This is a genomic window from Spirosoma lacussanchae, from assembly GCF_005870035.1.
GTDB classification, from domain to species: Bacteria; Bacteroidota; Bacteroidia; order Cytophagales; family Spirosomataceae; genus Spirosoma; species Spirosoma lacussanchae.
In genome coordinates, this window is the sequence record NZ_SWJG01000001.1 from 66720 (window position 1) to 81358 (window position 14639).

The window sequence follows — 14639 nt, forward strand, 5'->3', positions numbered from 1 at the left end:
GTTTTTCACTCAACCACCCATTCACTCAATCGCTCAATAGAAAACCACTCAATGTAAAATGGGATTCATGCGGGAAGAGGAGTCGAGGCCGGGTTCTGGCGATGTGGTCTGGACATCGGGACCATGCTGAATTTTTTTGTTCAGCAGGTACAGGAACAGGGCAAACAGCATCATGTATACCAGCGTGAACAGGATCAGCGAAGTCAGAACGTGCTCGGCCCGCACCGCCTGTGAGAGCGCATCCGACGTGCGCAGCAGGCCATAGACCACCCAGGGCTGCCGACCTACCTCGGCCGTATACCAGCCAACCTGATTGGCAATCTGCGGCAGAAGTACGGCGCCTACAAATACTCCCATTAACCAGCGTGTTTGAAACAACCGCTTTCTGTACAGCATGAACAGCGAAAACAGGGTTAGCCCGATGAGCGTCATGCCGATGCCGACCATGAGGTGGTAGGTCTGAAAAACAAAGTTGACGGCCGTGGGGCGGTTTTCGGGTTTGATGCTGTTCAGACCGGGAATGGGTTTGTTAACATCCTGATGAACCAGAAGCGATAACCCACCCGGTATCCTGATCCCCGTGGTTGTTTGTTCGCGCGCGTTGACCCAGCCTACCAGATACATGTCGGCGGGGGCGGAGGCCTCAAAGTGCCCTTCCATAGCAGCCAGCTTGGCAGGCTGGTATTTCGTAACGACTTCGGCCGACTTATGGCCCGTAAACAGCTGACCCAGGGCCGAAACGGCGGCAACCCACAGGCCAATCCGAAAGGCCGCCTGGGCGTGAACCACGTGTTTCTGCTTCAGGATGTACCAGGCGCTGACGCTCAGTACCAGAAACGACCCCGCCAGCAGGGCGCCAATCAGCACGTGCGAGTACCGCTCAACCGACGAGGGATTAAAGACCATCGCCCAGAAATCAGTCACAATAGCGCGGGCCTGCATCCCGGTGCCTTCTATGCGGTAGCCGGCGGGCGTTTGCTGCCATGAGTTGGCGATAACGATCCAGAGGGCTGAGAAGATAGACCCCAGCGCCACCAGCACCGTAGCCAGAAAATGAACCGGCGGACTGACCCGGTTCCAGCCAAATACCAGTATACCCAGAAAGGCTGATTCCATGGCAAAGGCAAAGATGCCTTCAGCCGCCAGGGCCGACCCGAAAATGTCGCCCACGTAGCGGGAGTACGTAGCCCAGTTGGTACCGAATTCAAACTCCATCACGATACCGGTGGCCACCCCGATGCCGAAGATGAGCGCGAAAATTCTGATCCAGAAGCGGGTCAGTTCTTCGTAAACCTTGTTTTTGGTGCGCAAATACTGGCCTTCCATGATGACCAGGCAGACGCCCAGCCCGATACTCAGGGGCGGGTAGATGTAATGAAACGCAATGGTGAAGGCAAACTGAATCCGGGAGAGAAGTTCCACATTATCCATACCCTTAGTGATAGCCGGGAAGACGAAAGCCGGGGCTGCGCACGGGGGAGGAGAGGTGCGCATTCGGCGCAAAAACTATCGCCCGAAAGGTACAATCGGAACCAATACGACGGACGTATTTTTTCGACTTTCTACCCGCCACCCCAGGCCCACCCTACAGGCGTAACCGCCCGCCAACGCCAATCCGTATGGTTTGTGGTTATGTAGAGACGCAACCCTTTGCGTCTCATGCGCGTCAGCAACAAAACCTTGTAGTAAAGTTGTGTTTGGTCAATGCTTCTGCCGTCGCCTTTGCGTCTTCTACGCGTCATCAACAGACCCCTCCCCGAATACCCGGATCGTTAAATTAAATAAGACTTCAGTACAAAGGCGTTGCCCGTTCTAAACTTTGCCGTACTTTTGTTCGATCAAAAACCGTATGCATGCATACTAATTTGTTGACCTACCTATGGCAGATGCATTCATTTACGACGCCGTCAGAACGCCCCGGGGCCGGGGTAAAAGCGACGGGTCGCTGCACGATGTGCAACCTATACAACTCCTGACCAGCGTACTCCGCGCACTCCGCGACCGAAACCAACTCGATACGGCTCTGATAGACGACGTCATCATGGGCTGCGTAACCCCTATCGGTGAGCAGGGCGCCGACATTGCCCGTACGGCGGCTCTCGAAGCTGGTTATGCCGAAACCGTGGCGGGTGTTCAGCTCAACCGATTCTGTTCGTCGGGGCTCGAAGCCATCAACATGGCTGGTGCCTACGTGATGTCGGGACAGGTCGATGCCATCGTAGCGGGTGGTGTCGAGTCGATGTCGCGGGTGCCGATGGGGTCCGACGGGGGCGCTATCTTCATGAATCCGCAGATTGTGGCCCGCCATAGAATCGTACCGCAGGGCATCTCGGCCGATCTGATCGCGACTAAGCACGGCTACAGCCGCAGCGATGTTGACGCTTTTGCGGCCGAATCATACCGGCGGGCAGTCGATGCGCAGGCGGCCAATCGATTCCATAAATCGCTGGTACCGCTGAAAGACGAAATAGGCCTTACCGTGCTCGATCGCGACGAAGGCGTTCGGCCCGGTACGACCGTCGAGAGCCTCGGCAAGCTGAAACCCGCCTTCGAGATGATGGGGCAGATGGGGCTGGATGCCCTCGCGCTGCTGAAATACGCCCAGTTCGACAAGATCAACCACGTTCACCACGCAGGTAATTCATCGCAGATTGTTGATGGAGCGGCTGCGGTCCTGATTGGGAGTCAGGCCTTTGGCGAACAGTCGGGTCTGAAACCCCGCGCCCGGATCAAAGCGTTCGCCATTGTCGGTTCCGAGCCGACCATCATGCTGACGGGGCCGATTCCGGCTACGCACAAGGTGCTGAAGCGGGCGGGCATGAGCATCAAAGACATCGATCTGTTTGAGGTAAACGAAGCCTTCGCGGCTGTGCCGATGCTGTTTATGGATGAGTTTGGCGTTGATCATAGCCAGCTGAACGTAAACGGTGGGTCCATTGCACTAGGGCATCCGCTGGGCGCTACGGGGGCCATTATTTCGGCTACGCTCATCGATGAGCTGGAGCGTTCGGACAAGCAGTTCGGTCTGTCGACGCTCTGTATCGGGGGCGGCATGGGCATCGCCACCATTTTTGAACGCGTCAACTAAGCCAGTTCAGCCACAGAGCGGATAAGCCGGATACCTTCGGCCTGGCATGCGGTTTCAAAGTCGGCGTCGTAGCTCGCAATCTGCTTGATGTTATTGAGTTGGCAGGTAGCCAGAATCAGCGCGTCGTTGGGCAGCAGATTGTATTGCATCATTAAACGAAGATGGATGGCCACAATTCGCTCATCCGTCTCAAGCCAGGTTAGTTTGGTCAGCAGGTTGACCGGATTATATTGTTGTAGTACGGTCGGAATTTTGCCATCTCGCTTTAGGGTAACCGGCGCTTTTTGGCCACCAACCGCTAGCCAATAGTAGCTGAATTCACTTAACGTAATCTGACTAATGCATAACTCATACGAGCTATTCTGTAAACCAATAAAGAGTTCAGGTTGCGTTTTTTTAGCCCATTCGACTAAAACAGAGCTGTCTAGAACGATTTTATTGCTCATAGACATTTAGTGCGTTCCAGTCAAAATCCGGATTCGGATCAGGTAAACAGTCAAATAGTTGCTGCGCGGTTTCTACCAGCGATACGCGATCATCGTCATGTATAGGCCGAAACTCAATGATGATCGCTTCATCGCGCATTTCGTCGGGCACGGTAAAGGTAATCTGGCCGTTCTGCGGCTTCTGAATGAGTCGAATGGCTCCCATAGTTCGCGTATTTTCTTATAAAATTACAAAAAGAACGTTTGTATGATTCAGTACACCGTTGACAATAATATAGCCATCATCTCATGGGCCATGACCTCGGCCCCGATGAATGTTCTTAACGATGAGTCAATTCCTGCCTTTGAAGCGGCTCTTCGGCAGGCGTATACCGACGAGGCCGTAAAAGGCGTAATCATTACCTCGGCCAAACCCGAGTTTGTTGCCGGTGCCGACCTGAAAATGATCCTGCGTAACAACGATAAAGACCCGGCCGAGATGCTGAAGGTATCGTCGGAGCTGAACCGGGTATTTCGGTCTATCGAAACAAGCGGAAAACCCACCGTAGCGGCTATAAACGGCACTGCGCTGGGGGGCGGTTACGAGATCTGTCTGGCCTGCCATTATCGGATAGCCCTGAAAAATCCGAAAACGCTCATCGGCCTGGTCGAAGTGACCATCGGCTTGCTGCCGGGCGCGGGCGGAACCCAGCGGCTGCCGCGGATGATCGGTATTCAGGCCGCCCTGCCGCTGATTCTGGAAGGCAGGAAAGTAGGTGTCGAGGAAGCCAAAAAGCTGGGCATGATCGACGACATAGCCGATACGCCGGAGCAGCTGCTGGATAAAGCCCGCACCTGGATTCTGGCCAATGAGAAACCGCTGAAACCGTGGGACGAGATAGACCGAAAAACCGGAAAGATCGTTGGCAAAGACAATTTCAAGGTACCCGGTGGTAACGTGCAGAGTCCGGTAGGAGCGCAGACATTTGCCGCCGGCACGGCCATGCTGATGGATAAAACCAAAGGCAATTATCCCGCTCCGCTCGAAATCATGTCGTGCGTATACGAGGGCCTGCAGGTAAATATTGACCGGGCGCTGGTCATCGAAGCCCGTCATTTCGTGAAAGTGGCAACATCCAGGGTAGCCAAAAGTCTGATCCAGACCATGTTCCTGGGCATGAACGAAGCCAACAAAGGAGCCAGCCGACCCAAAGACCAGCCAAAAACCGAGGTGAAAAAAGTAGGCATTCTGGGCGCAGGGATGATGGGTGCCGGTATCGCTTACGTATCGGCCCAGGCGGGTATCGAGGTCGTACTGAAAGACGTATCGGTCGAAGCCGCCGAGCGCGGCAAAGACTACTCACGTGGGCTGCTCCGGAAAGGGGTAGAGCGCGGCAAGGTTGACCCGCTGAAGGTAGACGCCATCCTGAACCTGATCAGACCCACTGCCGACTATGCCGATATGCAGGGCTGCGACCTCATCGTCGAAGCGGTTTTCGAGAATCGCGATCTGAAAGCGCAGGTAACCCGCGAAGCCGAACCGATGCTGGCCACAAACGGAGTTTTTGGTTCGAATACATCGACATTGCCCATCAGCGGGCTAGCGGAGGCTTCGGCCCGACCCGAAAACTTCATCGGTATTCACTTCTTCTCGCCCGTCGATAAAATGATGCTCGTAGAGATTATCATGGGCAAGCAAACGTCCGATTACGCGCTGGCGGTGGCGATGGACTACACCCGGAAGATCCGTAAAACCCCCATCGTGGTCAACGACTCGCGCGGGTTTTACACTTCCCGTTGCTTCGGTACCTATACCTCGGAAGGCATGGAGCTGCTGAAAGATGGAGTTAGCCCGGTGCTGATCGAAAATGCCGGAAAGATGGCCGGTATGCCGGTTGGTCCGCTGGCGGTTCACGATGAAGTAGCGCTCGACCTGAGCTTGAAAGTAATGACCGAGTCGATCAGGGCCGGGGCCATGCGTGCCGACGAGCCGACGTACCAGATGGTCAAAACATTCAACGAACTGGGCCGTATCGGTAAGAAAGCCAAAGCCGGATTCTACGACTATCCGGAGGGTGGCACCAAACAGCTCTGGTCGGGCCTGGCCGATCTGTATCCGGTAGCTGATCAGCAGCCCAGCCTCGACGAGGTGAAAACAAGGCTGCTGTACCGGCAGGCCATCGAAGCCGTACGCTGCTACGAAGAAGGCGTTGTGCGTACCAAACTCGACGGCGACCTGGGGTCTATTCTGGCTTGGGGATTCCCGGCCTATACGGGCGGAGCCCTTTCCTTCGTCGACTTTGTCGGGGCCGATACCTTCGTCAAAACCCTCGACCGGCTTGCCGATCAGTACGGCGACCGGTTTAGGCCGACCGAGAAACTGCGGGAGCGGGCGACCCAGCCACAGCTGGCCTGAGTAAGCCTGCCCCGTAGCTGTAACCGCCCGGTATGAAATGACTCATACCGGGCGGTTGTGGTTTATGTGACTTGTAACCGGCTAGTTGGTTCGGGAGAGGTTGATCGTTGTCGGAATCACATTAAGCCGGGCGCCGGTCTGAAAATTGAGATTTCCCTGCAACAGCAGCGAGCGGGCTGACCCAGTATAATCGACCGGTATCGTGACCCGATGGCCGGTCTGAATTGTCACCGGCGTAACGGCCGACGGAACCTGGTTGCACGACCAGACCGATGGGTCAGACCAGTTGCCGCTCCGGACCGTAACCATGTCGGGCAACACAACCAGGGTGGTTGTACGGCTCACGCGGCATCCCCCCGTAATGCAGGTGGCCGTATAGCTCGTTGTCTGGGTTGGGTTCACGACCAGCGTATTGCCCGATCCGCTCGGAAGCCAGCTTACCGTACCTGTGCAGTTTGTCACGCTCAGGGTGGTGCTCTGGAGACAGCTGGCTGTCGAAGCCGACAGGTTGATGGTCGGGGGCGGGGCACAGTCGGGCTCGATATAAACCAGATAATCTTCGGTTTCGCCGTAGGAGAGAGTGTTGCAGGGATCGGTAATGGGTGAGAAGTATTGGTTTCGGATGCGCATGCGTCGGGTAACGCCACCCGTAGCTGTGCTGGGAATGACGAAAGATGCCGAAACCGGAGCTATAAATTGCTGGCTGGTAGCGTATACTAGCTCACTGGCCTCGAAGTCGTAGTTCTCATTGAAGTCGATCCAGATCGTAAGGTGTTGCGGATTGAAGTAGTTGATGAAGTCGACGATGAAGGTGTTGGCGGTTGTTTTGGATATCCTGCCGGCCGGACTTGGGTAGAACGTAAAATAGCTGGGTGAACAGCCCGTGTTGACAGAAAGTGCCGTGTTGTTGACCACTACCTGCTTAATACCGATGCTGTATGGGCAGCCATCGTTACTGTACAGCGGTGCGCAGTAAACGGCCTGTCCGGAGGTGAAGGTAGCCTCGGCAGAATAAGTGCCGGAGCACTCGCCGGTTACCCGCCATACGTAGGTTGTGTTCGGTTGCAGATCGGTCAGGGTTCGGCGAGGACCCGTAAATGGCCCCACGGTTGTCCAGGTGCTGCTGGATGCGGGCCGATATTGCACCAGGAAGCTGGTGCTGCCCGAATTGGACACCCAGTAAACGGTAGCGCCTGTAGCGCTAATATTTCTGGCTGCCAGACTAATCGGCGGATCGGCCGCCGACGGCACACAGCTGCTGGTTGTAACCCGGCTGCGCATCAGGTTTCCTGGTAGCGGGCCGAAGCCGTTGGCCAGGTTTATGCCATAGCCGGTATTATGACAGTAGCTCATGATTGTGCCCCCGTTGGTCGGAGCCGGTCCTGGTGGGCATCCACCTTCAGTAGTGTAACAGTTGTCAATGGCGCCACCGGGCCAGGTGCAGCTTTGGGTATGGGGGGAGCCGAAATTATGCCCCAGCTCGTGCGCCACAACCATGACTTCCCACGAATAATTGGGAAACTCCGGATAGGTCGTTGACAGGTTGGCGCTGACGCCGTATTTGAAAAAGGGGTTGCATAATACATCCAGATAGGCCTGTCCGCCCCCCAGGCCGCGGGTCGACAGCAGATGCGACAGCTGAGGGGTCATTCCGGGTGGCGGGTTACTGTTCTGGTAGTTTCTGAACGCATCCAGCGCATCGCCGGTGGAGGTGGCCGACGCGTACGGATCGGGTGAGGTCCAGACTTTGATGCCCGAAATCCGAATGGCAATATTTTCCCGATTATAGAGGGTAGCTACCTGATTAAACAGGTTCATGATGAAGCTGGTCGTGGCGGTTATACTCGATCCGCTGCTGAGATAAGTCTGGTAGTCGGCTTCCAGATAAACGCCAACTACTTTACAACTGATCGCTTCCGGCGCGATCGGCGACTGATTCAGTACTGGACCCGTAGGGCTGGTGTTGTCTGTCAGGCAGGTGAAGGGCTGCTTTTTGCTGATTGTGTTGTCGGCGTAGAACAGGTAATTGCCGGGGCTCCGGGCCAGTCGGCTGATGGATCGGGTACCGGTTTCGTCGGCCACGAAACCGTTGAGTTCGCCATCCACGATGCTGATGGATACCAGCGAGGCTGGCTTGTTCTTGATGAACCCTTGGTAAAAGAGCCCCGGATTTATTGGGTTTTCGAGGGTACGGCTGCCGTTGCCAACCAGTAGCTTGCTGGTCGGCGACAAGAGGTCGATGGGTACCAGTTCGAGCTCAATGGAGGTGGACCCGTTAGGAATGGCAAATTCCAGCAGGGTCGGGCGTTCGGCTGTAATCTGGCCGAGTACGTTCGGGTCTATACGAAGGGTTACGGGTTTTTGGTCGGGCTGAAATACCCCCGCATTGTAAGACACGGTACCAGCCGGGCTGAAGAGCGGGTAAGCCTGCGTTTTCGATGTCTGCCGGGCCTGGTTAACCTGTTGCTGTAGGGGAACAGGTGTTTGTTGTTGCGCTACCACCGCCGGGAAGCGCAACAACAAAGCAAGCACAAGGAGGAAGCACGAACGCAGATTCATTAACAGGACGCGGTGGATATTTTATCGCAAGTTTATGTGCAAATCCATCATGAGCCTATCAAGGATAGCTAACAAAAGCTAGTGTTTAGTAAACGGTGCTTTACATGTTCAAATGTGCAGCCTGCGTATACATCTATAGCTAGTTAATTCGCACCGGTCGGTGTCGGGGCAGAAGACGAGGCTGTCCTGAATTATAGCAACCGGAACGACAGCCGATGGTGAGGAGTGGGGCCAAACTCCCGTAAAGCGGCCCGATGAACCGGCGTTGGATAGCCCACGTTCTGTGCCCAGCCATAGGCGGGGAAAGCGGCTCCCAGCTTCTCCATGAGCGTGTCGCGGTATACCTTGGCCAGTACTGACGCGGCTGCAATGGACAGATAGTGCGCATCGCCTTTAATGATACAGGTGTGCGGAATCATGGGATACGGCACGAACCGATTCCCGTCAACGATCAGGTGATCGGGCCGGACGGTTAGGGCATCGACCGCCCGGTGCATGGCCAGAAAGCTGGCTTTCAGAATGTTGATCTGGTCGATATCGGCCGGCGACACTTCTGCAACCGCCCATGCCAGCGCGTCCCGCTCAATATCCAGTCGCAGCGTTTCGCGCTGGGCACGGCTGAGCTGCTTGGAGTCGTTCAGCACCGGATGGGTGTAGTTTCGGGGCAAAATAACCGCAGCGGCTACCACCGGTCCGGCCAGACAGCCCCGGCCTACCTCATCTAAACCCGCTTCAACGGCGTCGGCGTTGTAATAAGAGCGTAACAACAGACAGGTCAGTTAACTCACTAGCGGAGTCGGTCAGAGCCGCGCACCAGCTTCTCATCGCGTCGAATAAAGCGGTTGGCGAGGGCGTTGAACACCAGTGCCGCCACGATGGCGTAAAAGCCCAGCAGGAATGTGCCCTGGTCTGCCGGATTACCGTAAGCCTTGCCTGCGTAGAGCGTCCGGTACAGGATAATCCCCATAATTGCCGTCAGCATCAGGGCGTTTACCGCGCAAAGGGCGGTCTGGGTGAGCCGGTTACGGTATTGGAAAATAGCATACAGTGATGACAGCGCTACCAGGCCCATCAGCAGACCCAGGTACCAGACTGAAGTAATCAGTGTAGTCGGTGCCGTAGTAGCGGGTACTCCCGGCTGTTGCGGAATGGCCTGTTGTTCGCTGTATTGCAGGGCTGTCAGATACGCCATTTCGGGTAGTTGCCGGCCAGCCTTCTCCCAGAGCGGGTTGGCTAGGGCAATGCCCATGGCTATGACGATAAGAAACAAAAAGATGGTCTGAACGCGTTGAATCATTGGGGGTAATGAAAAAATACAACAAGCAACAAAGTTTACAGGGCAGTTCCGGCCGTGAGCGGCTCTGGTACTGGCCTGTGACTCCATTTATGTAGGGCAAAAGTAGCCGAAAAACTAATAGAGTATGAAAGCAGACGTGCGTTTGATGGTAACGGCCGACGGGTCACATACGGCTCTGAGCAAGCCGTTCGATACTACCTATCACTCCCGGTTCGGAGCGTTTCAGGAATCGGAGCGGGTATTCATCGAGCTGGGTTTACAGGCTGCGTTCGACCGGTTCCCGCAGGATGAGCTAACTATTTTCGAAATGGGTTTCGGGACGGGGCTGAACGCCCTGCTGACCGCACGTGAGGCCGAAAAGGCCCGGCGCCGGGTCCGATATACAGCCCTAGAGGCTTACCCGATGCAACCCGCCGATGCGGCTCCGCTTAATTACGATGCCCTGCTGGGTACCGACTATCTGACTAAGCTCCACCAGTCTGCCTGGAACGAAGCCTGTCCGGTTAGCCCGTTCATGACCCTGACTAAAGTTGATCAGCGGCTGCAGGATTTCAGCACCAGCGAGCAATTTCACCTGATTTATTATGACGCATTTGCGCCCAGCACGCAGCCAGAGTTGTGGGAACTTCCTATTTTTGAAAAATTGGCGCATTTGTTGCTGCCATCTGGGATATTAACCACCTATTGTTCCAAAAGCTACGTACAGCGTAACCTGCGGGCAGCCGGCCTGGTCGTTGACAAACAGCCTGGTCCGGCCCGGAAACGAGAGGTGTTACGGGCTGTAAAGCCATAAAATGGCTGTTCTCCTAATTTTATTCGTGATCGGGCGTTACTTTTTAAACAACCTCACTATGAACCGTCTCCTGCTTACTGCATTCGTGCTGATCGGGCTTACGATCAGTGCCTTTCGCCTGCCGACGCCCGTGCTGTCGGCCACCGATCCAACCCCTGCGCCGAAGCGTATCAAATGGCTAACGGTCGAAGAAGCGTACCTGGCCACGCAGAAGAAACCCAAAAAATTTGTCATCGATGTCTACACCGACTGGTGTGGCTGGTGCAAAGTGATGGACCGCGAAACGTTCACCAAGCCGGCTATCGTTGATTACGTCAACGAAAACTTCTACGCCGTTAAATTCAATGCCGAGCAAACCGCCGACATCACCCTCGGGAAACAGACGTTCAAGTACGTTGGTACCGCCAGCGGACGCGGTGCCCACGAACTGGCCGCAGCCCTGATGCGGAACCAGATGAGCTACCCGACCACCGTCTTTCTGGACGAAAAGTTTAACCTGATTCAGCCCATTGCCGGCTACCTGGAACCCCGTACGTTTCACCAGATCATTACCTACTTTGGCCGCGACTATCACCAGAAAGAGCCGTTTGATCAGTATAAAGCCGGTACCTACGCCAAAACCTTTCAGGGTTCGCTGACGGCCGGGAAGTAAACCAGCACATAACGCGGGTGCCAGTTGGACCTTTGCAGAATTTCTGTGAGGTGCCGACTGGCACCCGCGTTATTTTGTTGCGTATTTTTGTTGCTTATCATCAACCCAATCGATAGAGTACATGAATCAACAACTGACTTTTCTTTCGGCGATTGCCGTCTCCGTGGCGCTGACGGCAGCTACCCCTCCGAAGAAAATCGGGAAGCCGGTTCCTGGTCGGCCGACCGCTGCTCCCCGCAAATTCATCGACCCTCAGAACATGGATACGTCCGTGAAACCGGGCGACAATTTCTACCAGTATGCCAACGGTAACTGGCTGAAACAAAACGCTATCCCGGCCTCCAAAACATCCTGGGGCAGCTTCAACGAGCTGCGGGAGAAAAGCCTCGACGCCATGAAGTCGCTGCTCGAAGACGCATCGAAAACAACGACTAAAGGCCGCCTGTATCAGATGGTCGGTGATTATTATGCCAGCGGTATTGATAGCCTGACCATCGAAAAGCGGGGCTTCGATCCCATCAAGCCTGACCTGGCCCGGATCGAGAAAGTCAACAACAAAACCGCCTTCCTCGACGAACTGGCCTACCAGCGTAGCCAGGGTAATGGCATGCTCTTCGGCTTTTTCGTAGCGCAGGACCGTAAAAACGTGTCGAAATACCTGCCGCAGTTCAGCCAGGGAGGTACAACCCTGCCCGATCGTGATTACTACCTGAAGACTGATGCCCGTAGCCTGAAAATCCGGGATGCATACCGCGACAACCTGACCAAGATGTTTGCGCTCATCGGCGAAGAGCCAACGCAGGCCTCGCAGGATGCCGACGTTATCCTGCGGGTCGAAACCGCGCTGGCTAAAGCTCAGATGGCCCGCGTTGAGATGCGCGATCCTTACAAGACCTACAACAAGTTTACGGTAGCGAACTTCAGCCAGCAGACACCCGGTATCAACTGGGCCGATCAACTAAGCAAGTATGGTGTTAAAGGGCAGGATACGGTGCTGGTGCAGAGCCCAACCTTCTTCCGGTCGCTCGATAGTCTGGTGGCCGCTACGCCAATCGAAGACCTGCGCACCTATATGCGCTGGAACATCCTGAAAGGCGCTGCACCGTATCTGAGCGACGCATTCGTGAAACAAAGCTTTGCATTCTCGCGGGTGCTGACCGGACAGAAAGAGCAAACTCCCCGCTGGCAGCGGGTGAGTGGTCTCATCGATGGTACCCTGGGCGACCTGCTGGGTCAACTCTACGTACAGCAATACTTCAAGCCAGAAGCCAAACAGCGTATGCTGACCCTGGTCGACAACCTCGAAGCGTCGTACAAAGAGCACATCAAAGGGCTTGACTGGATGAGCGAAGACACCAAAAAACGGGCCCTGACCAAGCTGACGTCGTTTAAACGGAAAATCGGCTATCCCGACAAATGGAAAAATTACGATGGCGTAACCATTGCGCGGAACGACTTCTACGGAAACGTAAAATCGGCCGGTAAATGGTCGTACAACTACATGATTAACCGGCTCGGCAAACCCGTCGACCGAACCGAGTGGGGCATGACTCCGCCAACGGTGAACGCATATTACAACCCCGTCAATAACGAAATCGCGTTCCCGGCCGCTATTCTGCAATTCCCCTTCTTCGACTTCGATGCCGATGATGCCATTAACTATGGCGGTATTGGTGCCGTAATCGGACACGAAATGACCCACGGCTTCGACGATCAGGGCCGGCAGTACGATGCCGACGGCACCCTGCGTGACTGGTGGACCAAAGCGGATGCCGACAACTTCAAGAAACGCGCCGATCAGGTGAAAGAGCAGTTTTTCGGGTTCAAAGTACTCGACTCGATCAAGGTAAACGGACAACTCACCCTCGGCGAAAACCTGGCCGACCTGGGTGGTCTTGCCATCGCCTACGATGCCTTCAAGAAAACTGCGCAGGGAAAAGCCAACGGCAAAAAAGCCATGATCGACGGCTTTACCCCCGATCAGCGGTTCTTCCTGTCCTGGGCACAGGTATGGCGCATCAACGTTCTGCCCGAAACCCAGGCTCAGTTGATCATGACCGATCCCCACGCGCCCGGCCTTTACCGCTGCAACGGCCCGCTGTCCAACATTACGGCCTGGTATCAGGCATTCGACGTGAAGCCCGGCGACAAAATGTACAAAAAGCCTGAAGACCGGATCAAGGTCTGGTAAGTAACCTACAACCAGAAACAGCAGCCGCGTTCGCCTGAGTGGACGCGGCTGCTGTGTTTTTTGCCGCGTCTTCGTGTAGATTCTCGTTCCTGGCTGCTTTAGTTGTAGTGTAATCCGTTCCCACATGAAGAAATTAGCCATACTGCTGACCAGCGCTATCCTGCTCATCGGGGGGTGTCAGCAAAAACCAGCGCAGGAAACGACCGGCAAGCCCGCTGCTGAACCAACCGCAGCCGCTGTCGACCTGGCCAAACGTCCCGCTGCCGACGCCCCCCGATCGGCGGCCGACCGTCTGGTGCGTGCGCTTTACTTTGAGCACGATACCAACGAAAACCCCTTTCTGGAGGCTAAGGACCCGGCGCTGGCCGAGCAGTTTTTTACCAAACCTGTTGCTGAAAAATTGTACAGAAAAGCAGCAGTAGCCAGCGCCAGTCGCAAACAGATAAACCCGCTTTTCAACGTGCCTGACGCGCAGATTCAGAAGCGGTGGGTACTGCCAGCGGCTGTATCTGGCGCTAAGGCAGTCGTATTTGTCACGTATAACACCAGCGGAAAAGAGCAGGAAATGCGGTGCGAACTGGAGCAGCAGGCCAATGGTCGCTGGCGGATCAGCGATATTATTTACGCTGACGGAAAACGCCTAACCGAGTTGATTAAGTAGCTGTTAGCCTGTGTCATGACAGAATTGTTTCAGTCAGATTCAAATTATTTTTAGTTCACATGTTGACAACACCGTAAAAGCTTGTAATTTTGCAACTCCAAACCGGAAACGGGGCGGAAATTGTTCTTTAACAGGGTGTTTTTGGGGAGTTTCCAGAGTGGCCAAATGGATCAGACTGTAAATCTGCTGGCGTACGCCTTCGGAGGTTCGAATCCTCCACTCCCCACCATTTGGTAACTGAAGACGACGAAAGTAATCTTGGGTTGCTGAGTTTGCGGAAGTAGCTCAATTGGTAGAGCGATAGCCTTCCAAGCTATAGGTTGCGGGTTCGAGACCCGTCTTCCGCTCAACAGAAAGCAGTTAGTATTTAACAGCGATCGGCCCCTGGCTGTCGGCTGTTTTAGTGGTGTCTGCTGGCTGTGGTAAATTAGTATAAGCCGTTATAGCTCAGCGGTAGAGCACTTCCTTGGTAAGGAAGAGGTCCGGGGTTCAAGTCCCCGTAACGGCTCAGGACTTCGCGGAGAGGTCTGCTTTGAGTTAAGCCGTGTCGTAATTAC

General features: G+C 55.0%; 12 protein-coding genes and 3 tRNA genes. 9 read left to right on the forward strand and 6 right to left on the reverse strand.

Going from position 1 to position 14639, the window contains the following annotated elements:
• Nucleotides 1-48 precede the first annotated feature (48 nt).
• Nucleotides 49-1431: a cytochrome ubiquinol oxidase subunit I gene (locus tag FBR45_RS00300; RefSeq protein WP_138498284.1), complete on the reverse strand. Its 1383-nt coding sequence runs from the start codon at nt 1429-1431 to the stop codon at nt 49-51.
• Between the two features lie 448 nt (nt 1432-1879).
• Between FBR45_RS00300 and FBR45_RS00305 the strand changes: the two genes are divergently transcribed.
• Nucleotides 1880-3088, forward strand: coding sequence for an acetyl-CoA C-acetyltransferase (locus tag FBR45_RS00305; RefSeq protein WP_138498286.1), 1209 nt, complete (start codon nt 1880-1882; stop codon nt 3086-3088).
• Here the strand turns inward: FBR45_RS00305 and FBR45_RS00310 are convergent.
• Together FBR45_RS00310 and FBR45_RS00315 are read right to left on the reverse strand one after the other, a co-directional pair.
• Nucleotides 3085-3534 (reverse strand): type II toxin-antitoxin system VapC family toxin, encoded by a 450-nt coding sequence (locus FBR45_RS00310; RefSeq protein WP_138498288.1) that lies wholly within the window; start codon nt 3532-3534, stop codon nt 3085-3087. The two genes, FBR45_RS00305 and FBR45_RS00310, sit on opposite strands and share 4 nt — an antisense overlap.
• Complete coding sequence (locus FBR45_RS00315; RefSeq protein ID WP_138498290.1) at nt 3524-3739, reverse strand: hypothetical protein; 216 nt, start codon at nt 3737-3739, stop codon at nt 3524-3526. Before FBR45_RS00315 ends, FBR45_RS00310 begins: the two co-directional genes overlap by 11 nt.
• Before the next feature lie 42 nt (nt 3740-3781).
• Between FBR45_RS00315 and FBR45_RS00320 the strand changes: the two genes are divergently transcribed.
• Nucleotides 3782-5929: a 3-hydroxyacyl-CoA dehydrogenase NAD-binding domain-containing protein gene (locus FBR45_RS00320; protein ID WP_138498293.1), complete on the forward strand. Its 2148-nt coding sequence runs from the start codon at nt 3782-3784 to the stop codon at nt 5927-5929.
• 81 nt (nt 5930-6010) lie between these two features.
• Here the strand turns inward: FBR45_RS00320 and FBR45_RS00325 are convergent, their stop codons facing one another.
• The 3 genes from FBR45_RS00325 to FBR45_RS00335 form a co-directional block, all read right to left on the reverse strand.
• Nucleotides 6011-8488 (reverse strand): M12 family metallo-peptidase, encoded by a 2478-nt coding sequence (locus FBR45_RS00325; protein ID WP_138498295.1) that lies wholly within the window; start codon nt 8486-8488, stop codon nt 6011-6013.
• A gap of 191 nt (nt 8489-8679) precedes the next feature.
• Nucleotides 8680-9255 (reverse strand): ribonuclease HII, encoded by a 576-nt coding sequence (locus FBR45_RS00330; RefSeq protein WP_138498297.1) that lies wholly within the window; start codon nt 9253-9255, stop codon nt 8680-8682.
• Between the two features lie 20 nt (nt 9256-9275).
• Nucleotides 9276-9785 carry a DUF4293 domain-containing protein gene (locus FBR45_RS00335; protein WP_129605342.1) on the reverse strand — a complete coding sequence of 170 codons (510 nt, stop codon included), beginning with the start codon at nt 9783-9785 and terminating at the stop codon, nt 9276-9278.
• A 124-nt stretch (nt 9786-9909) separates the two neighbouring features.
• On the opposite strand from FBR45_RS00335, the gene mnmD reads away from it, so the two are divergent.
• The 7 genes from mnmD (at nt 9910) to FBR45_RS00370 (ending at nt 14590) form a co-directional block, all read left to right on the forward strand.
• Nucleotides 9910-10578, forward strand: a complete 669-nt coding sequence (gene mnmD, locus FBR45_RS00340) for a tRNA (5-methylaminomethyl-2-thiouridine)(34)-methyltransferase MnmD (protein WP_138498299.1) — start codon at nt 9910-9912, stop codon at nt 10576-10578.
• Nucleotides 10579-10636: 58 nt separating this feature from the next.
• Nucleotides 10637-11230, forward strand: coding sequence for a thioredoxin family protein (locus tag FBR45_RS00345; protein WP_138498301.1), 594 nt, complete (start codon nt 10637-10639; stop codon nt 11228-11230).
• A gap of 121 nt (nt 11231-11351) precedes the next feature.
• Entirely contained in the window at nt 11352-13421 is a 2070-nt protein-coding gene (locus FBR45_RS00350) for a M13 family metallopeptidase (protein WP_138498303.1), read from the forward strand.
• A gap of 124 nt (nt 13422-13545) precedes the next feature.
• Nucleotides 13546-14082, forward strand: coding sequence for a hypothetical protein (locus FBR45_RS00355; protein WP_138498305.1), 537 nt, complete (start codon nt 13546-13548; stop codon nt 14080-14082).
• A 143-nt stretch (nt 14083-14225) separates the two neighbouring features.
• Nucleotides 14226-14311: transfer RNA gene (locus FBR45_RS00360), tRNA-Tyr, on the forward strand.
• A 45-nt stretch (nt 14312-14356) separates the two neighbouring features.
• A tRNA-Gly gene (locus FBR45_RS00365) sits at nt 14357-14429 on the forward strand.
• 89 nt (nt 14430-14518) lie between these two features.
• Nucleotides 14519-14590: transfer RNA gene (locus FBR45_RS00370), tRNA-Thr, on the forward strand.
• The last annotated feature ends 49 nt before the right edge of the window (nt 14591-14639 follow it).